The 25417-nt window shown below is 64.5% G+C and carries 28 protein-coding genes; 10 read left to right on the top strand and 18 right to left on the bottom strand.

The features are described 5' to 3' along the window. The first annotated feature begins 55 nt into the window (after window positions 1–55). Both DFR51_RS13150 and spt read left to right on the top strand, forming a co-directional pair. Window positions 56–304, top strand: a complete 249-nt coding sequence (locus tag DFR51_RS13150; protein WP_121051929.1) for an acyl carrier protein — start codon at window positions 56–58, stop codon at window positions 302–304. Between the two features lie 9 nt (window positions 305–313). Beyond that, window positions 314–1522 carry a serine palmitoyltransferase gene (gene spt, locus DFR51_RS13155; RefSeq protein WP_121051931.1) on the top strand — a complete coding sequence of 403 codons (1209 nt, stop codon included), beginning with the start codon at window positions 314–316 and terminating at the stop codon, window positions 1520–1522. Between the two features lies 1 nt (window position 1523). Here spt and DFR51_RS13160 read toward each other — a convergent pair whose 3' ends face one another. The 3 genes from DFR51_RS13160 to DFR51_RS13170 are packed head-to-tail and all read right to left on the bottom strand — an operon-like array spanning window position 1524 to window position 3957. Further along, window positions 1524–2441, bottom strand: a complete 918-nt coding sequence (locus DFR51_RS13160; RefSeq protein ID WP_121051933.1) for a hypothetical protein — start codon at window positions 2439–2441, stop codon at window positions 1524–1526. Further along, window positions 2438–3409, bottom strand: coding sequence for a diacylglycerol/lipid kinase family protein (locus DFR51_RS13165; RefSeq protein WP_121051935.1), 972 nt, complete (start codon window positions 3407–3409; stop codon window positions 2438–2440). Before DFR51_RS13165 ends, DFR51_RS13160 begins: the two co-directional genes overlap by 4 nt. Before the next feature lie 2 nt (window positions 3410–3411). After that, a complete protein-coding gene (locus DFR51_RS13170; RefSeq protein ID WP_243445462.1) occupies window positions 3412–3957 on the bottom strand; it encodes a DUF2141 domain-containing protein in 546 nt (181 codons plus the stop codon). Between the two features lie 122 nt (window positions 3958–4079). Between DFR51_RS13170 and DFR51_RS13175 the strand changes: the two genes are divergently transcribed. From DFR51_RS13175 to DFR51_RS13200, 6 genes are all read left to right on the top strand, one after another. After that, window positions 4080–5303 carry an LptF/LptG family permease gene (locus DFR51_RS13175; protein ID WP_121051938.1) on the top strand — a complete coding sequence of 408 codons (1224 nt, stop codon included), beginning with the start codon at window positions 4080–4082 and terminating at the stop codon, window positions 5301–5303. Next, window positions 5300–6403, top strand: coding sequence for an LPS export ABC transporter permease LptG (gene lptG / locus DFR51_RS13180; protein WP_121052492.1), 1104 nt, complete (start codon window positions 5300–5302; stop codon window positions 6401–6403). The genes DFR51_RS13175 and lptG overlap by 4 nt, the downstream gene beginning before the upstream one ends. Then, window positions 6400–7941 carry a lipopolysaccharide biosynthesis protein gene (locus DFR51_RS13185; protein WP_160119282.1) on the top strand — a complete coding sequence of 514 codons (1542 nt, stop codon included), beginning with the start codon at window positions 6400–6402 and terminating at the stop codon, window positions 7939–7941. The genes lptG and DFR51_RS13185 overlap by 4 nt, the downstream gene beginning before the upstream one ends. An 8-nt stretch (window positions 7942–7949) precedes the next feature. After that, window positions 7950–9116: a hypothetical protein gene (locus tag DFR51_RS13190; protein ID WP_121051942.1), complete on the top strand. Its 1167-nt coding sequence runs from the start codon at window positions 7950–7952 to the stop codon at window positions 9114–9116. A gap of 74 nt (window positions 9117–9190) precedes the next feature. Next, a complete protein-coding gene (locus DFR51_RS13195) occupies window positions 9191–9964 on the top strand; it encodes a sterol desaturase family protein (protein WP_121052494.1) in 774 nt (257 codons plus the stop codon). 8 nt (window positions 9965–9972) lie between these two features. Beyond that, the gene (locus DFR51_RS13200) at window positions 9973–11118 is read left to right on the top strand and encodes an N-acetyltransferase (protein ID WP_121051944.1); all 1146 of its coding nucleotides are present in this window, start codon (window positions 9973–9975) and stop codon (window positions 11116–11118) included. Here DFR51_RS13200 and DFR51_RS13205 read toward each other — a convergent pair. The 9 genes from DFR51_RS13205 to DFR51_RS13240 form a co-directional block, all read right to left on the bottom strand. Then, a complete protein-coding gene (locus DFR51_RS13205) occupies window positions 11115–11885 on the bottom strand; it encodes an exodeoxyribonuclease III (protein WP_121051946.1) in 771 nt (256 codons plus the stop codon). The genes DFR51_RS13200 and DFR51_RS13205 overlap by 4 nt on opposite strands. Window positions 11886–11916: 31 nt before the next feature. Continuing rightward, the gene (erpA, locus tag DFR51_RS13210; RefSeq protein ID WP_121051948.1) at window positions 11917–12246 is read right to left on the bottom strand and encodes an iron-sulfur cluster insertion protein ErpA; all 330 of its coding nucleotides are present in this window, start codon (window positions 12244–12246) and stop codon (window positions 11917–11919) included. A 63-nt stretch (window positions 12247–12309) separates the two neighbouring features. After that, a complete protein-coding gene (locus tag DFR51_RS13215) occupies window positions 12310–13452 on the bottom strand; it encodes a M23 family metallopeptidase (protein ID WP_126494977.1) in 1143 nt (380 codons plus the stop codon). Window positions 13453–13562: 110 nt separating this feature from the next. After that, on the bottom strand, window positions 13563–14360 hold the full coding sequence (locus tag DFR51_RS13220) for a ferritin-like domain-containing protein (RefSeq protein ID WP_121051952.1): 798 nt from the start codon (window positions 14358–14360) through the stop codon (window positions 13563–13565). Continuing rightward, on the bottom strand, window positions 14353–14814 hold the full coding sequence (locus DFR51_RS13225; RefSeq protein ID WP_121052496.1) for a peroxiredoxin: 462 nt from the start codon (window positions 14812–14814) through the stop codon (window positions 14353–14355). The genes DFR51_RS13220 and DFR51_RS13225 overlap by 8 nt, the downstream gene beginning before the upstream one ends. Continuing rightward, the gene (locus DFR51_RS13230; RefSeq protein WP_243445664.1) at window positions 14814–17498 is read right to left on the bottom strand and encodes a bifunctional [glutamine synthetase] adenylyltransferase/[glutamine synthetase]-adenylyl-L-tyrosine phosphorylase; all 2685 of its coding nucleotides are present in this window, start codon (window positions 17496–17498) and stop codon (window positions 14814–14816) included. Before DFR51_RS13230 ends, DFR51_RS13225 begins: the two co-directional genes overlap by 1 nt. 95 nt (window positions 17499–17593) lie before the next feature. Then, window positions 17594–18340, bottom strand: coding sequence for a NepR family anti-sigma factor (locus DFR51_RS13235; RefSeq protein WP_121051954.1), 747 nt, complete (start codon window positions 18338–18340; stop codon window positions 17594–17596). A 23-nt stretch (window positions 18341–18363) separates the two neighbouring features. Next, on the bottom strand, window positions 18364–18504 hold the full coding sequence (locus DFR51_RS19040) for a hypothetical protein (RefSeq protein ID WP_170151780.1): 141 nt from the start codon (window positions 18502–18504) through the stop codon (window positions 18364–18366). Window positions 18505–18572: 68 nt separating this feature from the next. Beyond that, window positions 18573–19367, bottom strand: coding sequence for a response regulator (locus tag DFR51_RS13240; RefSeq protein WP_121051956.1), 795 nt, complete (start codon window positions 19365–19367; stop codon window positions 18573–18575). A 303-nt stretch (window positions 19368–19670) separates the two neighbouring features. On the opposite strand from DFR51_RS13240, the gene DFR51_RS13245 reads away from it, so the two are divergent. Continuing rightward, window positions 19671–21197, top strand: coding sequence for a sensor histidine kinase (locus DFR51_RS13245; RefSeq protein WP_170151781.1), 1527 nt, complete (start codon window positions 19671–19673; stop codon window positions 21195–21197). Between the two features lie 253 nt (window positions 21198–21450). Continuing rightward, the gene (locus tag DFR51_RS13250; protein WP_243445665.1) at window positions 21451–21546 is read left to right on the top strand and encodes an entericidin A/B family lipoprotein; all 96 of its coding nucleotides are present in this window, start codon (window positions 21451–21453) and stop codon (window positions 21544–21546) included. Between the two features lie 28 nt (window positions 21547–21574). Here DFR51_RS13250 and tatC read toward each other — a convergent pair whose 3' ends face one another. From tatC to nagZ, 6 genes are all read right to left on the bottom strand, one after another. Then, window positions 21575–22351, bottom strand: coding sequence for a twin-arginine translocase subunit TatC (tatC, locus tag DFR51_RS13255; protein ID WP_121051962.1), 777 nt, complete (start codon window positions 22349–22351; stop codon window positions 21575–21577). Next, window positions 22348–22677: a Sec-independent protein translocase protein TatB gene (tatB, locus tag DFR51_RS13260; protein ID WP_121051964.1), complete on the bottom strand. Its 330-nt coding sequence runs from the start codon at window positions 22675–22677 to the stop codon at window positions 22348–22350. Before tatB ends, tatC begins: the two co-directional genes overlap by 4 nt. Window positions 22678–22700: 23 nt before the next feature. Continuing rightward, window positions 22701–22928, bottom strand: a complete 228-nt coding sequence (locus DFR51_RS13265; protein WP_121051966.1) for a twin-arginine translocase TatA/TatE family subunit — start codon at window positions 22926–22928, stop codon at window positions 22701–22703. Window positions 22929–23010: 82 nt separating this feature from the next. Further along, window positions 23011–23649: an SMC-Scp complex subunit ScpB gene (scpB, locus tag DFR51_RS13270; RefSeq protein ID WP_121051968.1), complete on the bottom strand. Its 639-nt coding sequence runs from the start codon at window positions 23647–23649 to the stop codon at window positions 23011–23013. Next, the gene (locus tag DFR51_RS13275) at window positions 23646–24407 is read right to left on the bottom strand and encodes a segregation and condensation protein A (protein WP_121051969.1); all 762 of its coding nucleotides are present in this window, start codon (window positions 24405–24407) and stop codon (window positions 23646–23648) included. Before DFR51_RS13275 ends, scpB begins: the two co-directional genes overlap by 4 nt. Beyond that, the gene (gene nagZ / locus DFR51_RS13280) at window positions 24404–25411 is read right to left on the bottom strand and encodes a beta-N-acetylhexosaminidase (protein WP_121051971.1); all 1008 of its coding nucleotides are present in this window, start codon (window positions 25409–25411) and stop codon (window positions 24404–24406) included. The genes DFR51_RS13275 and nagZ overlap by 4 nt, the downstream gene beginning before the upstream one ends. Window positions 25412–25417 lie beyond the last annotated feature (6 nt).

Here is a 25417-nt window from a genome sequence, read left to right on the forward strand (position 1 = left end):
ATCCCCTGCCACAATCTGTTGGCATCGAACCGCAACGACATTTCAGGACACACGCATGGCGCACACCCGCGACACCATCCTTCCGAAGCTGATGGAACTGATCGAGCCCGTGAACCGCAAGGGCATCCCGCTCGAAGCGGACACGAGCTTCGCAATCGACCTCGAGCTGGACTCGCTGACCGTGATGGACCTCGTCGCCAACATCGAGGATGAATACGATATCATCCTGCCGATGAACCTGCTGCCCGAACTGGAAACGATCGGCCAGCTTGCCGACGCCGTCACCAAGATCGTGAACGGCTGAGGGCGGACGATGGGCGACCTTTTCGACAAATTCGATTCCGTAATCGCGGAGAAGGCGGCGCTGCTGGCGACGGGCGTGAACGACCCGTTCAACCTCGTGATGGAGAAGGTCCACTCGCCGACCGAAGCCACGGTGAACGGGCGCGAGACAATCCTGGTCGGCACCTACAACTACATGGGCATGACCTTCGACCCCGACGTGATCGCGGCGGGCAAGGAAGCACTCGACGAGTACGGCGCGGGGACGACGGGCAGCCGGGTGCTGAACGGGACCTATCAGGGCCACCGCGAGGTCGAAGAGGCGCTGAAGGATTTCTACGGCACCAGCCATGCCATGGTGTTTTCGACCGGCTATCAGGCGAACCTCGGCCTGATGGCGACGATGGCGGCGCGCGGGGAGTACATCATCCTCGACGCCGACAGCCACGCCTCGATCTACGACGGCTGCGCGATGGGGAACGCCGACATCGTGCGCTTCCGCCATAACAGTGTCGAAGACCTCGACAAGCGTCTCGGGCGTCTGCCGGCGGAGGCAGGCAAGCTCGTCGTTCTCGAAGGCGTCTACTCGATGCTCGGCGATATCGCGCCGCTCAAGGAAATGGTCGCGGTCGCCAAGAAGCACGGCGCGATGATCGTCGTCGACGAAGCGCACGGGATGGGCTTCTTCGGCCCGAACGGCCGCGGTGTCTATGAAGCCGCAGGCGTCGAGGCGGATGTCGATTTCGTCGTCGGCACCTTCTCGAAATCGGTGGGCACGGTCGGCGGGTTCGTCGTCTCCAACCACCCGAAGTTCGAGGTTCTGCGCCTCGTCTGCCGCCCTTACGTGTTCACCGCCTCGCTTCCGCCGAGCGTCGTCGCCACGGCCGCGACCTCTATCCGCAAGCTGAAGCACGCACACAACAAGCGCCAGCATCTGTGGGAAAACAGCCGCAAGCTGCATTCCGGCCTCAAGGCCAAAGGCTTCAAGATCGCGACCGAGACCGCGGAAAGCGCGATCATCGCGGTGCTGATGCCGGGCCAGGAAGCCTGCGCACGCATGTGGAGTGCGCTCATCGAGCTTGGCGTCTATGTCAACATGGCACGCCCGCCCGCGACGCCCGCCGGCATGTTCCTGCTGCGCTGCTCGCTTTGCGCCGAACACCGCGCCGAACAGGTGGACATCATCATCGACCGCTTCGTGCAGGCGGCGGAAATTGCCGGAATCCCGCTCGACGCCTGAGCTAGCGCACTGCGCCCTTGCGGATCAGCCGGGGCAGCAGCACCAGCCCGGCAAGGATCGGGAAGCGGCGGTGCCACGGCTTCACGACGATGTCCGCGCCCGAATGCCGGTTCACCTTCCACGCGATATAATCGACGCCGCCCTTGAAGGTGAAACTGGCTTTCGCGAGCCTTAGCACCGAGAGCAGCTTGCCGCGTCGGCGCAGCCTCGCCCAGACACGTTCACCCACCGCGCGGTCGGCAGCCGCGCGGAAGTGGACGATGCCACCGCGCACCTCCGCCGCAAGATCGCTGTCCGCAATCGCAGGCGCGGTGAAGGCGGCATAGCGCGTAGGATCGGTTTCGAAGATCGACTGGCCGCGTCCAGCACGCTCCGAGCGAAGTTCGGCAGCGTAGGTGAGTGCAAAGGCGCCGGTCCACAGCGCCTCGACACTGAGATCGTCATCCAGCATCGGCCGCGCGGTCTTGAGCAGTGTCGGCGCGGCAGCCGCGACAGCACGGATGACGCGCGCGCGCGCCGCATCGCCGCGCACCCAGACAAGCCGCGAAGGCTGCGCGAAACGGGCCCACACCGAGACATTGTCGCAATCCGGCGAGCAGGCGTGCGCGAAATCTTCAACAGTCATCACCGCGAACTTGGCGCGCAGGCCTTCGTGTTCAGCGTAAAAGACGTTGGGCGGGATCAGGCGGTTTGCCGTCGCCATCCAGCGGCGCGTGTAGGCGCGGTCGTAGGAATCGACGAGCAGGTAGAAATCGAGCAGCGAATCGCCGAGGTCTTCGCTCCTGAGGCACGAGCCGTAGAACAGCACGGCCTGCGCGGCGCCCCCGCATTTCTCGGCGATCGCTTTCGCGAAATCGGAGACTTCGGGCGCGGCGGGCGTTTCCAGCTCGGCCGCAACGAGCGGCACGAGTGCCGTCATGCTGCGAGGCTGAGGAACGACACCGGCGCGGTGGGCGTCAGCACGATCGAACGCCCCTCGCCTGCTTCGTAAAGCTCACCATCAAGGATGACGCTGGCGCGCTTGCCCTCGATACGGATCTCGTCGCCGCGCCGCAGATGCAGCCCGTTGAAGCGTGCGCTGCCGAGACGGCCGGCGAGCGCGGAGACCAGCGCCTTCAACACCGTTGTCCGGCGTTGCTCGATCGCCATCAGCTTCAGGGGACCGGCCCGGTCGCTGAACGGCGTGGCGAAATTGAGCAGCAGGCGCTCAAGCGTTGTCACCATCAGCACGAGGAAACTGCCTTCGACCGGCACGCCATCTCGCTGCAGCGATACGCGCATCGGGCTCGGTCGCACCGGATTCCAGCGCGCTCCCGCGCCCACGAGCACACTCGCGATCACAACGAACGTTGCGATCAGGTGGCTGACCCAGTTCGGCAGGCCCAGGGGATAAATCTTGTTGCGGCAGAACAGGATCGCCTCGGCAAGGCCGGCCCCTCCAAGGAACATGCCGAAAACGGGGCGCGCCGCGATGCCGTCGCTGAGCGCGATAAGCTGGCGCGCGACGACGTGCGGATCGACGCCTGTTTCGACGATCTTCAGGATGTTCGACAACGCCTCCACCGGGCTACTACCGGCGCCGAGATCGAGCGCGATGAGATTGGTCTTGCCATTCGGCAGCACCGCGAGCGGCGGCACTGCGCCCTTGAAGTGGTGGCCGTTGTAGATTTCCGTGAGCGCCGCCTGCACGGTGCCGTCGCCGCCGTTGATGACGAGTACGGCCGGCTTCACGCGCGCAATCATGGCGAGCGCATCCGGCACTTCGGAGATATCCCCCACCTCGTAGTGGAAGATGTTCGGATGCTGCGCCACGAACTCCCGAATGCGCGGCAATACCGACTTGTTACCGGTCGAGCGCGGATTGGAGAGGAGCGCGACGCAGGCCATGGTCAGTCGCGCCTTGCCACGAGAGGTTTCACGGAAAGCAGGCCCTGCCGATAGTTCAGGATGACATCCACGACGGTGACGCCGTCACGCGCGACGAACATCGCATCTTCATAATCGGGCTTCGAAAGGCCGAGCTTCGGATTGCCCGAAAAGCCGACGCCATCCTTCGAGATGGAGAGCTTGCCGTTCGTGTCGCGATCGTGAAGCACCGCCATCGAGAATTCACCATGGCGCGGCAGCGCCATGCAGACATTCATGTCGCCCGACCCCGTCATCGGCAGTTCGATGCGCTTCAGCTTCTTGCCCTTTTCAAGGAACTCGTCGGGGTTGTCGCTGTAGAGCTGAACCCGGAGATTACCGCCGCGATCCTTGAAGCCGTACACGCGCACCAGCGCAGCGGGACCCCGCGCGCCCGGCGCGCAGGCGGATGCTTCAGGGCCGATAATCGTCTGGGCGGCAGACGGCGCTGAAAATGCGCCAAGAGCCACCGTTGTCGCAACGAGCGAACGGACAAACCCCCGGAAAACCGCATTTGTTTGCTTCAGCACCATGAACCTCCTCGATCGCCCCCCTTTTTTCGAATCACCAAATTATTGATGCATCCCTCTCTCACCGTGGTATCGGGTCCGCTTGCGGCCAAAATTTGACCAAGGATCGACAAAACCAAGAGATGCTGGCCCAATTCGACAGGTACATGGCGCGGCTGATCGCGGTGCCGCTGTTCGCGACACTGATGATCGCGGCCATGCTGCTATTGCTGGAGAAGATGCTGAAATTGTTCGACTTCGTGGTAAACGAAGGTGGGCCGGCATCGGTCGTCTGGCGTATGCTCGGCAACCTCATTCCGCAGTATCTCGGCCTTGGAATCCCGGTCGGCCTTCTTCTGGGCATATTGCTCGCTTTCCGGAATCTGGCGCTTTCGAGCGAACTCGACGCGATGCGCGCCGTGGGAATCAGCTACATGCGGATGCTGCGCGTGCCTTATATGTACGCGCTGCTCCTCGGCCTTTTGACGCTGCTCATCGTTGGGTTCATCCAGCCGATCAGCCGTTATGCCTATGAGGGGCTGGAGTTCGAGCTGCGCTCGGGCGCGCTCGGCGCCACGATCGATGTGGGCGAGTTCGTGCAGGTGGCACGCAACACGACGATCCGTGTCGAGGAAAGCCGCGACCACGGCCGCGACCTGCGCGGCATCTTCGTCAGCGGCCAGAGCGTCGACGGCAAGACGGTTTCCGTCACCGCCGCGCGGGGCACGTTCCTTGCGACCGACGACCCGGATGTCATCCTCCTGCGGCTCACCGACGGCACGCTCGTGCACGACGCGCCCGGCTACAAGCAGCCGCGTGTGCTGACCTTCCGTATGCACGACCTGCCGATCGACTTGCCGCAGATCGAGCTGTTCCGCATTCGCGGCGCCGAAGCCGACGACAACGAGCTGACGCTTCCCGAGCTCTACCGCGTCGGCTATCTCGGCCAGGGCACCACCACCGAGGCAAACCGGGAAGCGGTGCGCGCAAACCTCCACCGGCGACTGGTGCAGGTGTTCGCGGTCATGGTGATCCCACTGCTCGCGGTGGCGCTCGCGGTACCGCCGAAGCGATCGACCTCCGCGGTCGGCGTGTTCGCGGCGCTCACCATCCTTATCGTCTACAACGAGATTTCAGAGGCCGCAGAGCGCTCCGGCGCCGCGGGGAAAGCCGATATCGTGCTCAGCCAGTGGGGCAGTTTCATTGCCTTCAGCCTGCTCTGCGCGTGGTTCTTCCACGTACTCGCGAACGTGCCGGGCGGTCAGCCCATCGCGATGATCGAGCGCGGCGCGGGCATCGTCACCAAGTGGATCGTCAGCCTGTGGCGCCTGATCCGCCGCCGTTTCGCGCGGGCGAAAACCGCATGAGCAGCGCGCTTTCGCTCTGGCCCTCGCCGACCATCGCGACCTATACGGCGCGCTTGTTCATGATGCGCACGCTCGCGTTCGCGATCGGCCTCGTCGCCATATTGCAGACGCTCGACCTGCTGACGGAATCGAACAAGATCCTGGCCATCGACGGCAACGGCAACGCCGAGTTGCTGCGCTATGTGCAACTTCGCGTTCCGCAGCTGATTTCGCAATTCCTGCCCTTCTCCGTGCTGCTCGGCGCGCTCGTGACGATGGCGACGCTGAGCCAGAACAGCGAAGTGACGATCTTCCGCGCCGCCGGGCTTTCCGCGCACCAGATCCTCTACCCGATGATGGCGGCAGCGCTGGGGCTTTCGCTGTTTCACTTCACCTTCAACGAGTTGGTTCTGGTACGGACGAATGCCGAACTCATCGCGTGGGAAAAGGCTGAATACCGGCGCGATGCGGAAATCGACACGAATCCGCTCACCGACGTGTGGGTGCGCGAGGGGCGCGAGATCATCCATGCCGACAGCGTGACCGGAAGCGGCAAGGAAACCGTTCTGCACGATGTGCGCGTGGACCGCCGCGACGGCAGCCGCCTGCGTCAGATCATCAACGCGAAAAGCGGCCGCCCGGACGGCAACGCCTGGCTGTTGAACGACGTCCGCATCTTCACGGTACGCACCGGCGCGCTCTCCCGCGCACCGGAAATCCGGCTGGGCACGGGCATAGAGCCCGACCGCTTCACGATGCGCGCACCCGATCCGGACCGGACCAACATCGCCGATCTCTGGAAGCAGACACGCCTTCTGGAATCGGTGGGACGCGGCACGGATTCGCTGCGCGTTGCGCTCTATCACAAAGTGTCGCTGCCGCTTTCGGCCGTGCTGATGCCGTTGCTCGGCGCCGTCACGGCGTTCGGTCTCGCCCGTTCGGGCAGGCTCTTCGCCCGCGCGGTCGTCGGAATGGCACTCGGCTTTGCCTATTTCGTCGCCGACAATTTCATGGTGGCAATGGGCGAGTTCGGAACAGTGCCACCATGGGCCGCGGGCTGGGCGCCGTTCCTGCTGTTCTTCCTCGTCGGGGAGGCGGTTCTCTTCAGGACCGAAGAATGACCGACGCCGACCGTTCCGGCGGAACAGGCATCAACAAGAAAACAGTTGTGAGAAGCGCAGGCGTGGTGGCGATGGCCCGGCTCGGCGCATTGATCGAAGCGGTTGCGCAGCCGGCCTTCGTCTGGATGTTCGGCCTCGCCACATACGGCATCTACATGGCGCTCTGGGCGGCGGTGAACATCGTGTCCAACGTCGCCGATCTCGCGATGACCAGCGCCATGCAGCGCACCATTCCGCAGGCGGCAACCGACGAGCGCGCGCACAGCGCACTGAAGACCGCGCTCATTCTCGGCATGGTGCCGAGCGTCCTGATCGCGATCGGTGTCAGCGTATTCGCAGCCCCGGTCGCCGCGCAGTTCAATGCCGCGCCAAAGGACAAGGACAGTCTGGTGCTTGCCGTCGCCGTGTTCGCGTGGGCACTGCCGCTTTGGACCTTCGTGGAGCTGGCGACATCCGCCGCGCGGGCGCGCAAGGCCTTCGGCCCCGAAGTCCGCCTTCGAATTTTCTGGGAACAGGTGGTCCGGCTTGCGATGGCCGGCGCTGCCTGGCTCGCCGGGTGGATGACAATGGGGCTTATCGTTGCGCACCTGGCCTCCCTTACGATCACTGCTCTGCTCGGCTGGAGGCTGCTCAGCCGCTATTACGACACACGATTGCTCGTCCGGGCCCCCTTCGACGGGGAGGTGGTGAGAGACCTGCTTGGCACGGGGTTTGGAATCCTTCCCGCCAATATCGCAGCGCGCGCCTTTTCCGACGTGCCCCCGCTGCTCCTCAACTGGCTGCTTCCAGGCGCCGCTGGGGCCAGCGCCTCAGGGCTTTTCGGAATCGCGCGCAAGATCGCTTCAATTCCACTCATCGTGCGGCACAGCCTGCATTATGTCATCCAGCCCCTCGCCGCCGAGCAGGCCATGCACGACAAGGGCCGCATCAACCCCATCTATGGGTTCGCATCGCGGCTTTCGATGATCCTGCTCTTGCCGATGGCGCTGCTCCTGGCGCTGCTCGCAGGCCCGATTCTTCTGCTGTTCCCGCCGGAAGCAGCCGCCGCCGCGCCGCTCATCATCGTGCTGACGCTGGCGCGCGGCATCAATTCCATCGCAGGACCCGCAAACGGCATCCTCCAGATGCTGCAACCGCGAATCCTCCCGACTTTGAACGCCGTTCTCGGCAGCGCCGTATGGCTGCTCGTCACATGGTTTTTGTGGGAAAGCGATGCGGCGATGGCCATGGCGTGGGGCGTGGCCTGTGGCGTGTTCATCATGGAATGGCTGGCGCTTGCCGAACTCTGGTACACGGATCGTATCCATCCGTTTGCAGCACCTTTTTTCAGGGGAGCAGCAATCATCGGAGGTTCGTCGCTGCTGACCTGGGCTCTGCTTGGCCATCATCAGCCATTGCCCTTGTTGCTCGACATTCTCCTGCCTATCTTCGCGGCGTTCGTTCTCATTTGGCTTGGGCTGCGGTTCGTGCTTACGGAGCGCGAACGGCAAAGCCTTGGACGGATCGGAAGAACGCTGGGGCTATCCAGCCCTCAATAGGACGTATCATGGCCCCAAAGCGTGTCGCTTTCCTGTTCGTCGGCGGCGCGCACCAAGTGCTACACAGCGCCTCCGTCGCGGCGGAGCTTGGAAGCGATCCGCGCTTTGAAGTCACCTGCTTCGTTACCCAGGACGACGAGCGCCGCATGCTTGAAGAGGTCGCGCGTGCATGGCCCGATTCGCGGCTCTCGATTACCGACTTTCCTGCGCCGCGCTGGTCCATCCTGATGGGCAGGATCATCCCCGGGCTGCGCGCAATGAAACTGCCTCGCCTTCTGGCGAACAGGAGACAGCTTTCCGGTTTCGATGCGGTCGTTCTCACCGAGCGGACATCGACGATCCTGAAGAAGCTGCCGGGATGCCCCGTACTTATCCACATTCCGCATGGTGCAGGGGATCGCGCACGCGGTTTCGAACCCCGGCTGCGGCTGTTCGATTTCATCATCGTATCGGGCGAGAAGGACGCCCGCCGCATGACGGACGAAGGCCTCGTCGCGAAATCGCGTATCGCGGTGTCCGGCTCGACGAAACTCGATGCGCTCGAACGTCTCGGCGCGGGCCGTCCAAAGTTGTTCGAAAACGACAGGCCCACCGTGCTGTACAATCCTCATTTCGATGGGAGGCTCGGCTCCTGGCCGCGCTGGGGGGTGCAGGTTATCGACGCTTTCGCGGCGCAATCCGACTTCAACCTGATTGTCGCGCCGCATATTCGGCTGTTCGAGGGCGCATCAGCGGCGGAGCGCGCGGCGTTCGAGGCGCGTGCCATTCCCGGCAGGATCATCGTCGACGCAGGGTCGGCGCGCTCGTGTGACATGACCTATACCAACGCCGCCGACATCTATCTTGGCGATGTCAGCAGCCAGGTTTACGAGTTCCTTGCCCGCCCCCGTCCCTGCGTGTTCCTCGACAGCACGGGCGCGGACTGGAAGGACGATCCGAACTACGCCTTCTGGCATCTGGGCGATGTGGTGACGGACCTGTCCGACGTTCTCCCAACCATCACGCGCGCGGGCGCGGCGCACGCCGCCTACATCGCGCGACAGAACGCCGCGGTGTGTGCTGCCGTTGGCGGCGATTGGCGCGGCGCATCGGCGCGTGCTGCGGCGGCGATCGCGGGGTTTCTCACTGGCGGTTCCGCGCCTCATACGCTGGCATCGACCACAGTGCGGTCCTAAATATGCCGTATTGCGACGAAATACAGGCGGTATCAGGCTGCGGCCAAGGCCGCGAAGTGCACAGGATCAAAGGTATGCAGCTTCTCAAGGGCTATCGGCTCGGCATGTGGAGCAAGAGCCACAATCTGTCGAAGATGACGTTCCGCGAGCTCGTCGTCGCGTATTTCCAGTATTACGCCATTCAGGCGTATCTGCTGCTGACGGTGGCATCGCTCTACGTTGCGTGGGCCTATCCGACGACACTGCTGCGCGGCGCCGCATCGGCCGCGATCGCCATCGCGGCCTATCCGCTCGCGTGGTTCCTGCTGCATCGTTACGTGCTTCACAGCCGCTGGATGTTCAAATCGCCGCTGACGGCGCGAACGTGGAAGCGCATCCACTACGATCACCACCAGGACCCCAACCACCTCGAAGTGCTGTTCGGCGCGCTCTACACGACGCTGCCGACCATCGCGATCGTCACGATCCCGGTCGGGTATGCGATCGGCGGCATCGGCGGTGCGGCGTGGGGCTTCGCAGCCGGCCTGCTCACCACGTGCTTCTACGAATTCTGCCACTGCATCCAGCATCTCTCCTACAAGCCCCGCTCGCCGTGGCTGGTGGAAATGAAGACGCGTCACATGGAACATCATTTCCACGACGAGGACGGCAACTTCGGCATCACCAGCTTCGTGTGGGACAAGCTGTTCGGCACCTATTATCAGCGCGGCGAACGCCCGGAGAAGAGCGAGACGGTATTCAACCTCGGCTACACGACCGAGGCCGCCGCGAAATGGCCGTGGGTCGCGAACATGTCCGGCGGCGTCGCCGAGGGCCATCCGCGCCAGCGCATGAAAAAAGCGGCCTGATTCCGGCGATGGGGGGCGAAATCGAAATCCGGTCGGTCGCGAGCGCGGCCGACCGCAAAACGTTCATTGATCTGCCGTGGACACTCTACGCGAACGACCCGAACTGGGTTCCGCCGCTGAAATCAGAGGTCGCAGGCCTCATCGGCGGCGCAAAGAGCAATCCGTGGTTCGAGCACGCCGAAGCCGCCTTCTGGCTCGCGTACAAGGACGGTAAGCCTGTCGGTCGCATTTCCGCGCAGGTCGACCAGCTCGTTCTGAAGCACATGGGCGCGGGCACGGGACAATTCGGCATGTTCGAGTGCATCGACGATGCCGATGTCGCGAACGCGCTTCTGGACACGGCGGAAGCTTGGCTGAAGGCAAAAGGCATGACGCGGTCGCTCGGACCGATCAGCCTGTCGATCTGGGACGAACCCGGCCTACTCGTCGATGGTTTCGATCTGCCGCCGACCGTGATGATGGGCCATCACCTGCCCCATTATGCGCCGCTTATCGAGGCGCGCGGCTACGTTGGCGTGAAAGACCTTCACACCTACGAGCTTCCCATCGAAGCGGGCTTCCCGCCCGCCGTGGGCCGCATCGTCGCGGCGGCCGAGAAATCGAGCCGTATCCGCATGAGGAACGTCGACAAGTCGCGCTTCAACGAGGAAGCGGCGCTTATCCTCGATATCCTGAACGACGCGTGGTCAGACAATTGGGGCTTCGTCCCGCTCACGCCGAGCGAAGTCGCCTACGTGGGCAAGAAGCTGAAGCCCATCGTGTTCGAGGATCTGATCCGCATCTGCGAGGTCGACGGCGAGCCGGTGGCCTTCATGATCACCCTGCCCGACGTGAACGAGCTGACCGCCGATCTCGATGGCAAATTGCTGCCGTTCGGCTGGGCGAAGCTGCTTTGGCGGCTGCGTGCACCGAAGGTCCGCCGCATGCGCGTGCCGCTGATGGGCGTACGCAAGACCCTGCAGGGCAGCCGTCTCGCCAGTTTCATGGCCTTCCTGATGATCGAGCATATCCGCCGCGCCGCCGTTACCCACTATGACGCGAAGCAGGGCGAGATCGGCTGGATTCTGGACGACAACGGTCCGATGAAATCGATCGCCGACGTGATCCAATCGAAGATCACGAAGACCTACCGCGTCTTCGAAAAGACGCTTTAGCGTATATCGATCCAGACGGGCGCGTGATCGGAGGCTTTCTCCGCGCCGCGCGCCTCCCGGTCCACGGTAGCGTTCGTCAGCCGGTCTGCGACGCGCGGGCAGAGCAGGAAATGATCGATCCGCAGGCCTGCATTCCGCGGCCAGCAGCCTGCCTGATAATCCCAGAACGTATAGAGATGATCGTCCGCCGGATGCACGGCGCGCAGCGCCTCCGTCCAGCCCTGATGGACGATCCGACGCAGCGCGGCGCGGGATTCGGGCTGTACGAGCGCGTCGTTCGCCATTGCCTTCATACTGAATACGTCGCGGTCTTCGGGGGCCACGTTGTAATCGCCGGCAAGCACCGTGGGCGTTTCGGACGCGAACAGCGTCGCCGCGCGGGCTTCCAATCGTTTCATCCACGCGAGCTTGTAGTCGAATTTCGGCCCCGGCTGCGGATTGCCGTTCGGCAGGTAGATGGACGCGATGCGAACACCGTTTACATCGGCCTCAAGATAGCGCGCCTGCTCGTCGGAGTCGTCCCCCGGGAGCCCGCGCTGAACCTCCGTCGCCGGCTCGCGGCTGAGGATCGCGACTCCGTTGAAGCTCTTCTGACCATGGACGAGCACATGATAGCCGAGCGCCTCGATATCCGCTGCCGGGAAGCGCTCGTCGATGCACTTCACCTCCTGCAGACAGGCGACGTCGGGCTTTCGGCTGTCCAGCCATTCGAGAAGGCGCGGCAGCCGCGCGGCGATTCCGTTGACGTTGAAGGTGGCGATGCGCATGGCGCAGGGCTAACGCCCCGCAGGCGTGCGGTCAAACCGAGAAGGAGGTCCCGCAGCCGCAGCCCGAAGCCGCGTTGGGATTGCGCACCTGAAAGGACGCGCCGCCGAGGCTTTCGACGAAATCCACCTCAGAACCTTCCAGAAGATCGAGGCTGACCGGATCGACGACGAGCTTCACGCCCGAGGTTTCGGTCGTGAGGTCTTCGGGCGCGATGTCGGTTTCCAGGCCGAAGCGGTACTGAAAGCCCGCGCAGCCGCCGCCCTCGACGGAGAGCCGCAGGATCGCGGGCACGCCGCCCTGCCGGGTGGCGATAACGGCAACACGCGCCGCAGCGGCTTCGGTGAGATGGATTGCGCTCATGACGCAGAGATAGGGCTTTGCGGTGGGTGGTTCAATGACGCGCACCGCAGATGAGCAGAACGATCAGTTTCCGGTCGGCTCCGCCGGACCACCGACCGCGATCGTGCCTGCGCTCTGCTGCGCGGCAAGCACCCGGTCGCCGGCTTCGAGGAACGGCATCGGGTTCACCTGGCGCCCGTCGATCAGCACCTCGTAATGAAGGTGGCTGCCCGTGGAACGACCCGTGGAGCCCATGCCGCCGATCTGCTCGCCGCGAGCGATGCGATCGCCCTTCTTCACGTCGATACGCGACATGTGGCCATAGCGCGTGACGATGCCGGCGCCGTGATCGATCTCGACATACTTGCCGTAACCGCCCGGATGATAACGCGCGTCGATGACGACACCGTCTGCCGCCGCGTGGATCGGCTCACCGACCGGCCCCGCGAGGTCGACGCCCTTGTGCATCGCCGTGTCGCCGGTGAAGGGGTCGTAGCGAACGCCGTAGCCCGACGTGTAGGTGTAGGCTTTCACCGGTTTCAGCGACGGAATGGCGCTCATGCCCTTTTCGAGCAGATCGAGCTTCTGCCAGCTGACGAAAAGCGCCTTGAACTGCGGCTCTGCGCCCGCGAGCGGCGAATCCGCCTTCTCTTCGGGGCCGCCCATGCCAAAGGTCGACTGCTTGAGAAAACGCGCCGGCTGAAGTCCGAGACGGCGGATGAGGGCGCTCGATTTCTCGAAGCGGGCCTCTGCAGCCGTGCGGGCATGATCAGCAAGCGCAAGCTGTGCGCGGTCCAGCTCGGCGAGCGGCTTCAGAACCGCTGAACCGCCGACGCCTGCGGCAGGCGCGAGCGCGGGCATCAGCGCCGCAAGCTGCGACGGATCGGCCTTGCCGGAAACGAGCTGGGCGAGGAACTGCTGGCGCTGCTCGACGCGCGCCGTCGTCTTCTCGACACCTTGGCGCAGCGCCGCAAGCTCGGCGCGCATGGCGGAGACTTCGTTTTCTGCCGACGCTTCGACCGTGCTGCTGCCGATCATCGCGCTCGTCGCCACCGCCGTGTAGGTGAGCAGCGCGGCAAGACCGGAGAGACCGATGACCTGCGCGCGCGTCGTCAGGCGAAACACCTGCATACCGACATCGCGCTTGTAATGAAGGAATTCCCGCTCGGGCAGCCGCTTTGCGACCTTGTCCCGGAGTTCGGATGCGACCTTGTTAATATCCAGCACCAAATAAGACCCCCGCACTGCGCAAACGCGATGTTCGCGCAATAGATTCGTCTAACTCGTGTTTTTGGACCCCATGCCCTCCGAGCCCGGAGCGTTAGGTGACAAGCGGCCTAAGCGCTTGCAAGTGAATCATAAAATGCCGGCGTCAGACCGGCCTCGATTCGCGCCGAGTCGTTGAACGGGCGTTTGAGCGCACCTTTGAATCGGGAACCGACCAGCGATTGAAACGTTTGGACCGGTTCGATTCGCAGTTCGTCGCAAACGTGCCTGAACCAGCGATTTCCGATCGAAACATGAACGATTTCATCGTGATAGATTACGTTTAGAATATCGGCACTGAGATCGTCGCCCGCCGCGCGCAGTCGCGATTCGGTCGCGGGCGTCACATCGAGCCCGCGCGCTTCGAGCACTTGAGGCACCACGGCGAGCCTAGCGAGCAGGTCGTCGGCGGTCGCCATCGCGGCCTCCCACAGCCCATCGTGGGCGGGGAGATCACCATAGCCCGCGCCCAGTTCCGAGAGCCGATCCGCGAGCAGTCCGAAGTGCCGCGCCTCATCGTCCGCCACCGCCACCCAGTCGTCGGTGAAGGCGCGCGGCATGGCGCCGCCGAAGCGACCGGCCGCGTCCCAGGCGAGATCGATGGCGTTGAACTCGATATGCGCGAGCGCGTGCAGCAGGGCGATGCGGCTGCGCTCCGAACCCGCCCGCCCCCGCTTCGGCATCCGCGAGGGCGGCAGCAATTCGGGATGCGGCGGGCGCGCCGGGCGATCCGGCATCGCCGCATCATAAACCGCAGCGAGTTCGCCCGCACACCAGCGCGCCGCGTTGTGCCGTGATAGCCGGGCCTTTTCCGCCGGGTCGGCCGTCAGCAGAACCTCGACCGCAGCCGCGCCGATCGTGTCAGCCAAGCGCCTGCGCCGCCTTCAACACCGCCTCGGCATGGCCGGGCACCTTCACCTTGTGCCACACTTCGGCGATCTTGCCGTCGCGGTCGATCAGGAAGGTGGCGCGCTCGATACCCATGTATTTGCGGCCGTAGAGCGTTTTTTCGACCCAGACGCCGTAAGCCTCGATCACCTTCGCGTCGGGATCGGAACCGAGCTTCACGCCGAGATCGTGCTTCGCACGAAACTTCCCATGCTTGGCGACCGTATCCTTTGAAACGCCGAGCACGACGGTATCGGCCTTGTCGAATTGCGGCAGGAGCCCGGTGAAGTCGATCGCCTCGCGCGTGCAGCCGGACGTATCGTCCTTCGGGTAGAAATAGAGCACGAGCTTCTTGCCCGCGAAATCCTTGAGGGCCAGAGCGCCATCTTCGCTGTCCAGCGTGAAGGCGGGCGCTTTCGAACCGGGCTTCGTCATCATCGTGCCTTTCGTTTGACCTCGAACACCGCCTCCCAGGCGGAAAGAACGGCCCTTTTGGCGTCCTCCAGCGCGGCTTTCAATGCGTCGAAATCAGCCATGCCAGTCGCCGCTGCCATCATCGCCTTTGCCGCCGCGGGTTGCTTCGGCGGTTCGTCGCCCTCGATCAACCGGAGAACGACGAGCAGGCGCGTCATCAGGTCATGGGCGCCGAGCACGTCTTCGGAAAACGCACCTGCCTTCACGAAATGCGCCGTCGCCGCCCCGAGATCGGGATCAAGACCTTCCCGGCGCGAAAGCTGGAGGAAATGCACGATGAATTCGAGATCGATGAGCCCGCCCGGCGCGTGTTTCACATCCCACAGGCCGCCATCGCGGCGGGCCTTTGCCATGTCGCCGCGCATCTCCAGCACTTCGGCCTTGAAGCGCTCTGTATCGCGGGGCTTCGTCAGCGCCGCCTTGATGCCTGCCGAAACCGCGGCGCGGTCTTCCTCTGTCCCGTAGACAACGCGCGCGCGGGTGAGCGCCATGTGCTCCCAGCTCCACGCTTCCTCCAACTGATAGCGCGCGAACGTGTCGATATTCACCGCGAGCAGACCCTGCTGGCCGGAGGGGCGCAGGCGCGTATCCACCTCGAACAGCGGCCCCGCGGCGGTGCTGACGGTGAGTGCACCAGTGAGGCGCTGGCCGAGCCGGTTGAACCACGTCGTCGCGGGCAGCGCTTTTGCGCCGTCCGACATCGCCTCGTGATGACCGCTGAACAGGAACACGAGATCGAGATCGGACTTCTCGGTGAGGATTGCGCCGCCATAACGACCGAAGCCCAGCACCAGCAGCCGCCCGTCGGGGACACGGCCATGCGTTTCGGCGAACTCGGCCAGCACCGCATCCGCGAGTACGGCGATTGCGGCATCGGCAAGCTTGGCGTGATCGCGCCCGACGCGGATCGGGTCCGCGCCGCCCTCGATGATCTGTACGCCGAGCTGGAAGCGGCGTTCGGCCACGAAGCGCCGTACCTCGTCCAGCTTGAGTTCCAGCGCATCGTGGCGGCGCAGGCGCGCGCGCAGCATGTCGGTAAGATCTTCGGCACACGGCAGCGGCGCGAACGCCTCGTTCGACAGCATGATGTCGACGATCTCCGGCCGCCGTGCGAGCTTGCCCGCGAGCACCGGCGCCAGTTCAAGAACGCGCGCGAGCAGCAGCGCGACGCGGGGGTTCGCCTCGATGAGCGCGAAGAACTGGATCGAGGAGGGCAGCGCGCCGAGGAAGTCGTCGAAACGCAGCAGCGCATCGCGCCCGGTTCCCGCTTCCGCGAAGGCCTTGATGAGACCGGGGAGCGCACTTTCAAGCTCGCGCTGCGCCGCATCGCTGCGAAGCGCGCGGTAGCTGCGGTCGCGCCAGCGGGCGATGAGGTCGGCGAGGTCGGCGTGCGGACCGATCCCGGCTTTCTTGAGCGCGGCCTTGAGCTGCGCGGGCTGGCGCGGCAACCGGTCCACTTCCGCTTCGGCGATGAGCGCGTCGTAGATGCGACCGACGGCGGCGGCGTGGCGCTTGATCTCGCGCTCCATGGCCGCCCAGTCGCGGTAGCCGGCAAGTGCCGCCAGATCCTTGCGTTCCGGGGCGCGCGTCGGAATCTGATGCGTCTGCGCGTCCTCCAGCATCTGCAGGCGGTGTTCCGACGTGCGCAGCACGCGGTAAGCGCTCGCAAGCGTCTCCGCCTCATCGGGCTTTATCCGCTCCGCCGCGACCAGCGCCGCGAGCGCGTCAAGCGTCGCGGGCTGACGCAGCGTCCAGTCGCGGCCGCCGAAGATCAACTGATGTATCTGCGCGAAGAACTCCACCTCGCGGATGCCGCCGCGCCCGCGCTTCAGGCAATAGCCGGGGCCGACCTCCTGCCGCTCGTCGTAGTGGTCGCGGATCATCAGCGACATGTCCTGAATGTCGCGCACCGCCGTGTAGTCGAGCGAGCGGCGCCAGACGAACGGTTCGATCGCGGCAAGGAAATCCTCGCCCATCTTCACGTCGCCGCCGACCGCGCGCGCACGGATGAACGCGGCGCGTTCCCAAGCCAGCGCTTCGGACTGGTAATAGGTCTCCGCACCCCGGATCGGCATGGCGATCGGCGTCACTTCGGAGGCCGGCCGCAACCGAAGATCGACGCGGAACACATAGCCGCCCGAATCCCGCGTCTGCATCAGCTCGACCATGCGGCGGGCGATGCGGACGGCGGTGTTGTCCGGATCGTCGCCCTCGCGCACGGCGAGCCGATCGCGGTCGTAGAGCAGGATCAGGTCGACATCGCTCGAATAGTTGAGCTCGCGGCTGCCGAGCTTGCCGAGTGCGATGGCGGTGAAGCCTTCCGGTCCTGCGCCGGGCATACGCTCGTCGACGGCGATGCGGATCGCGCGGTCGATGGCGCAGTCTGCAAGATCGGAGAGCGCCGCAGTCACCTTTTCAAGCGGCCAGCGGCCCGAGATGTCAGCGAGCGCAATGGCGATGGCGGCGATACGCTTTGCCTCGCGCATCGCGGCACCGTCTGCATCAGGGCCGGCAAGCAGCGCCAGCGCCGTTTCCATCAGCGGCTCGGGACCCTCGGCGAGGTAACGCAGCAGCACCTCGTCTTCCCGGCGCATGAGGCCCCGGAGATAGGGTGAGTGCGCCCACGCGCGGGCGCAGGCATCCACACCCTCAGGGGCGCCGGAAACGCCGGCTTCAGTGAGTATACGTGCTAGTTCGGCCGGCAGCGCTGGCGTTGTCTCCGCCAAGGAGAACCCTTTCGTTATTCGCGCGCCAGCTGATCCACCTGTCCCATGATCTCGTCAAGCGCAGTCGTGCCGGATGCGCTCGAACCCCGACGCGAAGGGAGCTTGCCTTCGGCGATCACGAGCTCCAGCGCTGCACGTCCGCGCGCGACACGGCTCTTGATGGTGCCGACCGCGCAATCGCAGATCGTCGCGGCCTCTTCATAGGCAAACCCGCCCGCGCCGACGAGGATCAGCGCCTCGCGCTGCGCAGACGGCAGTTCGAGGAGGGCACGCTGCAGATCGGCGAGTTCGATCTGCTTGTCCTGTCCGGCGGGCGCGGACAAAATCCGATCGGCCACGAGTTCGTCCCACTCGCCCTTGAAGCGCGCGCGGCGCATCTGGCTGAGGAACAGGTTGCGCAGGATGATGAAGGTCCACGCGCGGATGTTCGTCCCCGCCTGAAAGCGATCCCGCGCGGCCCACGCCTTCAGCAGCGTTTCCTGCACAAGATCGTCCGCCATGTCGCGGTTGCCCGAAAGCGAACGCCCGAAGGCACGCAGCTGCGGGATGATCGCCGAAAGTTCGTCCTTGAACGCCTTGTCGGAGAGCTGCCCGGTCTTCGGCTCTTCGGGACTCGTTTCCAGCCTGGCGAGCAGGTCTAGAAACACCTGCGGCAGAGGCTGGGTTGCCGCGTCGGCATAGGCGGAGCGGAGAAACCCGCCGATCACATCTGCACTGACGGGGCTGGCGGCGCCCCGCTCACCAATCCTCTGTTCGATCATATCTTTTCCCCCTCGGGTCGTATTCAGCGCGACCAGAAAAACAGCAGCGCCGCGAAGATCAGGACCACCATCGTAACCGAGAACATCAGGATATACCGAACGATGTGCGGGGTTTCCCCGGCCCTCGCCTGGTTTGTCCTCACTGTTTCATGGTCTTTTTCCATGGCCCTGACTCCTACTTGGTGAAGGCTATGCCTCTGTCCGCCCCCTCACAAGGCAGCGAACGGAAGCGTCATCGCATCGCCGCGGTGCTATTGAAGAATAGCGCCTGCGCGATCGCCGCCGAAACGGTCGAACGCTGGAACGGCTTTGTGATGAGGAAGGTCGGCTCCGGGCGCTCGCCGGTCAGCAGGCGCTCGGGAAATGCCGTGATGAAGATCACGGGCACCGAAAACCGGCCGAGAATGTCCTTGACCGCGTCGATCCCGGAGCTGTCATCGGCGAGCTGGATGTCCGCGAGCACGAGCCCGGGTTCAGTATCGATCGCCAGCGCCACCGCCTCATCGCGTGTCACCGCGATGCCGGTCACGTCGTGGCCAAGATCCCGCACGATGCTGTCGAGGTCCATGCCGATGATCGGCTCGTCCTCGATGATGAGCACGCGCGTACGCGTCTGCCGGCTGATCTCTTCCATCGCTTCTTTCACGAGACCCGAAACACCGTCCGGGTCCAGATCGATCAGATAGCCGACGTCCTCGTGCGAAAAGCCCTCCATCGCCGTCAGCAGCAGCGCCTGCCGCGACAGCGGCGTGATCGCGGCGAGACGTTCGTGGGCGGCACGCTCGAAATTGGATGCCGCCGGCTCTTCCGAATCGACATCGATGTTCGAAGAGGACCAGATGGCGTGGAAAACGCGGTAGAGCGCCAGACGCTCGTCCACGTCGCGCGGGAAATCCTCAGGCGCACTCACGATCGCCTCAAGCGCCGCGCGCACATAGGTGTCCCCATCGCGCTGCGTTCCCGTGAGAGCCCGCGCATAACGGCGGAGCAATGGAAGATGCGGCGCGAGCTTCGCTGCCAATGTCATGTGTTTGTCTGCCTCCTAGAAACCTTGACCACCCCCGAATGGTGGCCACCCCACACGAAAGTGGCGGCAAGCATTGGAACGGTCGAGCCTTTCTTTTGTTTCGCCTCATATCTAAGTTCGTTGGGGACAATGGCTGAAAGCGCAGACATTCAGGTTTTGGGCCAAGATTCGGGCCCAGGTTCAGGCAAAGGATCCGGCCAAGGTTCGGGGTCCAAAGGTTCTGGGCCTCGGCGCTCGCTGTCTTTTCAACTCGCGGTCGCCCTGACGCTTGCACTGCTGCCGATTGGTATTCTCGCCGCCGTTTTGGCGGCTGACGGCATCCGAAACGCCCGCGAGGCGGAACTTGTGCGCGCCGAAAACCAGTTCCGCGCGACGGCACGTGTCGTCGATGATCTGCTCAACGTCGATTTTCTCGTTCTGCGCGCTCTGCTTCGCAACGAAAGCGGCCTCAACGACGGTCGGACATGCAATACCGAGGCGGCGAACGCACTCGACGACGCGGAAACCTTCGATTCGATCATCTGGGCCGACAGCTCTGGCCGCACGATCTGCCAAAGCCGCGGCGGCACCAAGCCGTCAGCCGCCGAACTCACGCGCCTTGCAGCGGAAAGCGAACGTGAAAACCTGATCTGGCCGGGCGGCGATCACGTGTTCTTGGCTGTGCGCGAGGAACCGGAAAACGGAGAGCCTGGTCTGATTGTCGCGACGGCATCGGTTTCACGCCTGAAAGCACGCCTCGGCGAGATCGCCGCGATGGAGGGTTCGACCACCGTCTGGCTTGGCGACAAGGCGATCCTTGGCACTGCCCCGCCCGGCGCGGCGGCGCCAGGCGGGCTGCTGACCGTGCGCCGCGTGAACGAGCCCGGCGGGCGCGGGCAGGTCGTCGCGGCGGGGCCCCTTTCGATTGCGCCATTCGCGCTCACCACAATCGTTCCCGCTGCACACCTTGCCGCCGCGGATGTGCTCGCGATCGCGGCGCCGTCGCTGATGTGGATCGCCGCGCTGCTCATCGGCTGGATGGTCGTGCGGCGATTCGTCGTGCGCCCGCTGCAGAACATGGCAAGCGGTGTGCGCGCCTACGGCGCAGGCGACGACCGGGTGCGGCTTTCAGGACGTGCCGGACAGACCGACGAGATGCAGGCCTTCGCCGAAACCTTCGATGCAATGGCGCAGGATATGGCGGAAGCCCGGCAGGAGGTGGACGCCGCGCTCACCGAGCAGCGCCGCCTGACGCGCGAGATCCACCACCGCGTGAAAAACAACCTGCAGATCATCGCCAGCCTCATCAGCATCCAGGCCCGCGAAGCGGACGGCGCCGACGTAGCGCGCGCCTATGCCAGCATCCAGATGCGTGTCGGCGCGCTTTCGATCGTGCACCGCTGGCTTTATGAGGAAAGCGACACGCAGGGCGTGAATTTCACGGCGCTTACCCATGACCTGTGTGCCAGCCTTCAGCAGCTCATTCCCACCGCGAAGCTCGTCGAGCCGCGCATCAACACGCACCTCGAACGCCTGCACATCAGCCAGGATTCGGCAGTGCCGCTCGCGTTCCTGATCACCGAGGTGATCGCGTTTGCGGCCCGCCTTGCAGCGGCGGAGGGGCGCGGAAAGATGACGATCGATGTTCATGTTCGGCGCACCGAACGCGGCGGCGAGCTGCAAATCTGCTCGGATGCCTTCGGCGAAGACGATCCGTTGGCGCCCTCGCAAACCCGCGCCGCCGCGCGAATCGTGAACGGCATGGTCCGCCAGCTCCGCGGGCGGCTTACCTACGACGCCGACATGCCCTGCTATAGCTTTGAATTTCCACTGAAACCTCGGCTGGGATAAATTTCTTCCGGGCAATGGAACAATGCCGGTGAATCGGCGTTTATGCGATACGGACAGCGAACTTTGCCCCCCGCTCTCGTTGTCCCACAAGAGCCCGTTTGCCCGCCCCCCCGCCGGCATCGGGCTCTTTTCTTTTTTGTGCTGACCCCGGAACGGCCGAATGAAACCTATTGAGGCCCCGACCGTTTTCCATGGGCAGTTTATCTGGAGACGGAACATGCGCACCAAAACGGGTACAAAACTCGCAGTTATCATGGCCCTGCTTGCCATCACGGCCTGCAACACGGTCGAGGGTGTCGGCAAGGACGTGCAATCGGCCGGTGAAACGGTCGAGGACGCTGCCAACTAAAGTTGGAAAATAGGAGACGGGGGCGCGGCTACTCCGCGGCGTCCCCGACTTCCTCAGACGGCGCAAGCTTAGCGGCGCGGCGTTCGGTGAGAACAATGCCGATAATGCCCGCCTCATACAAAAACATCAGTGGGATCGCGAGCAGCAGCTGCGAGATGACGTCCGGGGGCGTCAGCACGGCAGCGACCACGAAAGCTCCAACGATCGCATAGCGGCGGAACGCCCGAAGCTGCGCGACATTCACGATCCCCGCACGCGCCAGCAGCATCAGCAGCACCGGCAGCAGGAAGCAAAAGCCGAACGCGAAAATCAGCCCCATCACGAAAGACAGATAATCGTCCATCGCGGGCAGCGCCTGCTGCGGAATGCCCGCATCCGTCGTCTGGAAGCCCAGCAGGAACGTGAAGACTGTCGGCATCACCACGTAATAGGCAAGCGCCGCGCCCATGATGAAAAGGATCGGTGTGGCGATCAGGAATGGTAGAAATGCCCTCTTTTCCGACTTGTAGAGCCCGGGCGCGATGAACAGCCAGAGCTGGTTCGCGATGATCGGAAACGCGATCAGGAACGCCGCGAACAGCGCCACCTTGATCTCCACGAAAAACGCTTCGTAGAGCTTCGTGTAGATGAGCTGGGAGGCCTTCGCCTTCACAAGCGGCTGCACAAGGAAGGCGAAAATGTCGTCCGCGAACGCGAAGCACACGCCGAACGCGGCGATCAGCGCGATGACGCAGTAGAGCAGACGCTGGCGCAGTTCGATCAGGTGATCGAGCAGCGGGGCCTTGCTGTCGTCTATGTCTCTCATGCCTGCGGCTTGCCTGTGTCCGGCGCCGTTTCAGCGGGCGGTGTATCTTCGACGGGACCATCCACTGCCGGTGCCGACGGTTCGGGAGTCGCGGGATGCGCCTTCATGATCGCGGCGTTCTGCGCTTCCCACTGCTTCTGCATCTCTTCCATTTCCGCCTCGCGGATCATGGCATCAACGCCGGTGCGGAAGTGCCGCGCTGTCGCGCGCGCCTTGCCGACCCAATTGCCGACGGTGCGCAGCAGGCGCGGCAAATCCTTCGGCCCCACGACGAGAAGCGCGACAATTCCAATCAGCAGGAGCTCGGGTGCGCCGACGTCAAACATTTATCCGTCCGGCTGGAGGGCTATCAGCTGCGCGGCGTTTCCTGGGGCGTTTCGCTGCGGATCGTCTGGTCGGGCGAAGCCTGGCCAAGCTGGCGCGGCTGGGCGGGTGTTTCGTCCTCCGCGAGCCCCTTCTTGAAGCTCTTGATGCCCTTGGCGAGGTCTCCCATCACATCCGAGATTCGGCCTTTGCCGAACAACAGGATGACGACGATGCCGACGATCAGCCAATGCCAGATGCTGAAACCACCCATGGTCCGTACTCCGTTTCCGCCGCCTGCGATATCGGCGGCGCCTCCGCCCCTGTCTAGTCCCCCGCACGCAAAAATGCGAATCCTAGAGCGCCTCGTCGTCCATTTCTTCGTCGGTGTCGGCCTCGTCGGCGTCCGGGGTTTCGGGCGGCTTTTCAAACTGAAGCTGGTTCATCGCGGCATCGATGGGCTCGAGCAGACCCGCAGCCTTCAGCTCGGCGAGGCCCGGGAGATCCCGGCGCGTGGAGAGCCCGAAGTGGACAAGGAAGCCCTGCGTCGTCGCATAGAGCAGCGGCCGCCCAGGCACTTCGCGGCGACCCGCCGGCCGCACCCAGCCCGCCTCCATGAGCACGTCGATCGTGCCCTTCGAGATGGAAACGCCGCGAATTTCCTCGATCTGCGCGCGCGTGACCGGCTCATGATAGGCGATGATCGCCAGCGTTTCGAGAGCCGCGCGCGAGAGCTTGCGCGTCTGGTCCTCGTCGCGCCGCAGGATGTCGCCGAGATCCGCCGCCGTCTGGAAATGCCACTTGCCCCCGCGCTGCACGAGGTTGACCCCGCGTGGCGCATAGCTTTCCGCCAGCGCCTCGAGCAGCGGCTGCACCGGCGTGCCTTCGGGCAGGAATTCAGCGATCTGCTCGCGGGTCAGCGGCTTGTCGGCAGCGAACAGCGTCGCCTCGATGATGCGCTGGAACCGGAAATCATCGTCAATCGCGTCGCTCATTGGCGCTTTCTGAGAAAGAGAGGGGCAAAACTATCCGCCTGCGACAGTTCGGTCTTGCCGAGCCGCGTGAGTTCGAGCGCGGCGACGAAACTGCTCGCGACGCTAGACCGGCGGAAATCGTCGTCCGTGATGCCGTCCGGCAGAAAGCTCGACAGCACGGTCCAGTCAAGCGCGGTTCCGAGCATCGATTCGAGCCGATCCAGCGCCTCTTCGAGCGAGAACACCGGGCGGCGGCGCACAGCATATTCGCGCGGCACCTGACGGCCCTTGATCGCACCGTAGGCCTTCAAGAGGTCGTAAAGTTCGCAGTCCCACGTGGCGCTCGTCACCACGCGCACGCCCTCCGGGGCGCCGCGCGTGAAAACATCGCGCCCGATCTGATCGCGCGCCAAAAGCCGCGCGCCGGCCTCGCGCATCGCATCGAGCCGCTGCAGGCGGAGTTGCAGGCGCAGTGCCAGCTCCTCGGCGCTCGGCTCCTCCTGCTCCTCCTTCGGCAGCAGCAGGCACGATTTCAGATAGGCGAGCCATGCGGCCATCACCAGGTAATCGGCCGCCAGTTCCAGCCGCAGCTTCTTCGCATCGGCGATGAAGACGAGGTACTGCTCGACGAGTTCGAGGATCGAGATTCGCGCGAGATCGACCTTCTGCGCGCGCGCAAGATGCAGCAGCACATCGAGCGGACCTTCCCAGCCCTCGATATCGAGGTTCAGGCGTTCGCTTTCGTTACCATTGAAGTCGATCGAAACGATCTCGGTCATGCGGCGGAGACTAACAGCGCGTCCCGCCTTGCGACAAGCGCCGCGACATCGGTTTCGCCCTCGGCCTGCGCCCACCCCATGGCCCGCTCCAGCCGGGCGAGCGCCTGCGCCGTCATCTGCGGCGCGTTTTCGCAAAGCAGGGCGTTCTCCGCGAAGTCGCCGCTGCAATGGAGCGCGAGGTCGCAGCCCGCCGCGAGCACGCCCGCCAGCCGGTCGGGGAGCGTCCCGCCAAGCGCGCTCATGCCGAGATCGTCCGCCATCAGCAGGCCATCGAAACCGATCGTGCCCCGAATCGTCTGCTCGACAACGATCTTCGACTGCGAGGCGCAGGCGGCGGGGTCGAGCGCCTCGTAAAGCACATGTGCGGTCATCGCCATCGGTGCAGCGGCAAGCGCGCGGAACGGCGCGAAATCGGCTTCGAGAGCCGTGCGATCCGCCGTGACCACGGGGAGTTCAAGGTGACTGTCCGCCGCTGCGCGCCCGTGCCCAGGGATGTGCTTGACGACGCCGACGACACCGCCCGCCCGCAGCCCGCGCAGGGTTGCGTCACCGAGCGAGGCGACAGTGCCGGGCTCGAGCGCATAGGCGCGGTCGCCGATGACATCGTGCGCGCCCGGCACCGGCACATCGAGCACCGGCAGGCAATCGACACTGATGCCGATATCCGCAAGGGTCAGGGCAATAGCCTTGGCGTTGAGCCGCGCCGCTTCAATGGCGGTGACCGGTGCGACGGCGAACACCTCGCCGAAGCGCCGCGCTTGCGGAAACAGCGGCCAGTGCGGCGGCCCGAGCCGCGCGACGCGCCCACCTTCCTGATCGATAAGGATCGGCAGATCGCCGCGTCCCGAAAGCGCCCGGAGATCAGCCGTCAGCGCGCGCACCTGCTCGGGCGCGTCGATATTGCGCCCGAAGAGAATGTAACCCGCCGGGTCGGCCGCCTTGAACAGCGCGCTTTCATCGGCGGTGATTTTAAGCCCCGAAAGGCCGAGCAGCAGCGGCGTCACGCGCGG

It is taken from the genome of Sphingosinicella microcystinivorans (genome assembly GCF_003634215.1).
Lineage (GTDB): Bacteria > Pseudomonadota > Alphaproteobacteria > Sphingomonadales > Sphingomonadaceae > Sphingosinicella > Sphingosinicella microcystinivorans.

Bases quoted from the DNA above. Each gene is read 5' to 3' on its own strand.
- DFR51_RS13150 (WP_121051929.1), top strand. From the start codon at position 56: ATGGCGCACACCCGCGACACCATCCTTCCGAAGCTGATGGAACTGATC.
- spt (WP_121051931.1), top strand. From the start codon at position 314: ATGGGCGACCTTTTCGACAAATTCGATTCCGTAATCGCGGAGAAGGCG.
- DFR51_RS13160 (WP_121051933.1), bottom strand. From the start codon at position 2,441: ATGACGGCACTCGTGCCGCTCGTTGCGGCCGAGCTGGAAACGCCCGCC.
- DFR51_RS13165 (WP_121051935.1), bottom strand. From the start codon at position 3,409: ATGGCCTGCGTCGCGCTCCTCTCCAATCCGCGCTCGACCGGTAACAAG.
- DFR51_RS13175 (WP_121051938.1), top strand. From the start codon at position 4,080: ATGCTGGCCCAATTCGACAGGTACATGGCGCGGCTGATCGCGGTGCCG.
- lptG (WP_121052492.1), top strand. From the start codon at position 5,300: ATGAGCAGCGCGCTTTCGCTCTGGCCCTCGCCGACCATCGCGACCTAT.
- DFR51_RS13185 (WP_160119282.1), top strand. From the start codon at position 6,400: ATGACCGACGCCGACCGTTCCGGCGGAACAGGCATCAACAAGAAAACA.
- DFR51_RS13190 (WP_121051942.1), top strand. From the start codon at position 7,950: ATGGCCCCAAAGCGTGTCGCTTTCCTGTTCGTCGGCGGCGCGCACCAA.
- DFR51_RS13195 (WP_121052494.1), top strand. From the start codon at position 9,191: ATGCAGCTTCTCAAGGGCTATCGGCTCGGCATGTGGAGCAAGAGCCAC.
- DFR51_RS13200 (WP_121051944.1), top strand. From the start codon at position 9,973: ATGGGGGGCGAAATCGAAATCCGGTCGGTCGCGAGCGCGGCCGACCGC.
- DFR51_RS13205 (WP_121051946.1), bottom strand. From the start codon at position 11,885: ATGCGCATCGCCACCTTCAACGTCAACGGAATCGCCGCGCGGCTGCCG.
- erpA (WP_121051948.1), bottom strand. From the start codon at position 12,246: ATGAGCGCAATCCATCTCACCGAAGCCGCTGCGGCGCGTGTTGCCGTT.
- DFR51_RS13225 (WP_121052496.1), bottom strand. From the start codon at position 14,814: ATGACGAAGCCCGGTTCGAAAGCGCCCGCCTTCACGCTGGACAGCGAA.
- DFR51_RS13235 (WP_121051954.1), bottom strand. From the start codon at position 18,340: ATGATCGAACAGAGGATTGGTGAGCGGGGCGCCGCCAGCCCCGTCAGT.
- DFR51_RS19040 (WP_170151780.1), bottom strand. From the start codon at position 18,504: ATGGAAAAAGACCATGAAACAGTGAGGACAAACCAGGCGAGGGCCGGG.
- DFR51_RS13240 (WP_121051956.1), bottom strand. From the start codon at position 19,367: ATGACATTGGCAGCGAAGCTCGCGCCGCATCTTCCATTGCTCCGCCGT.
- DFR51_RS13250 (WP_243445665.1), top strand. From the start codon at position 21,451: ATGGCCCTGCTTGCCATCACGGCCTGCAACACGGTCGAGGGTGTCGGC.
- tatC (WP_121051962.1), bottom strand. From the start codon at position 22,351: ATGAGAGACATAGACGACAGCAAGGCCCCGCTGCTCGATCACCTGATC.
- tatB (WP_121051964.1), bottom strand. From the start codon at position 22,677: ATGTTTGACGTCGGCGCACCCGAGCTCCTGCTGATTGGAATTGTCGCG.
- DFR51_RS13265 (WP_121051966.1), bottom strand. From the start codon at position 22,928: ATGGGTGGTTTCAGCATCTGGCATTGGCTGATCGTCGGCATCGTCGTC.
- scpB (WP_121051968.1), bottom strand. From the start codon at position 23,649: ATGAGCGACGCGATTGACGATGATTTCCGGTTCCAGCGCATCATCGAG.
- DFR51_RS13275 (WP_121051969.1), bottom strand. From the start codon at position 24,407: ATGACCGAGATCGTTTCGATCGACTTCAATGGTAACGAAAGCGAACGC.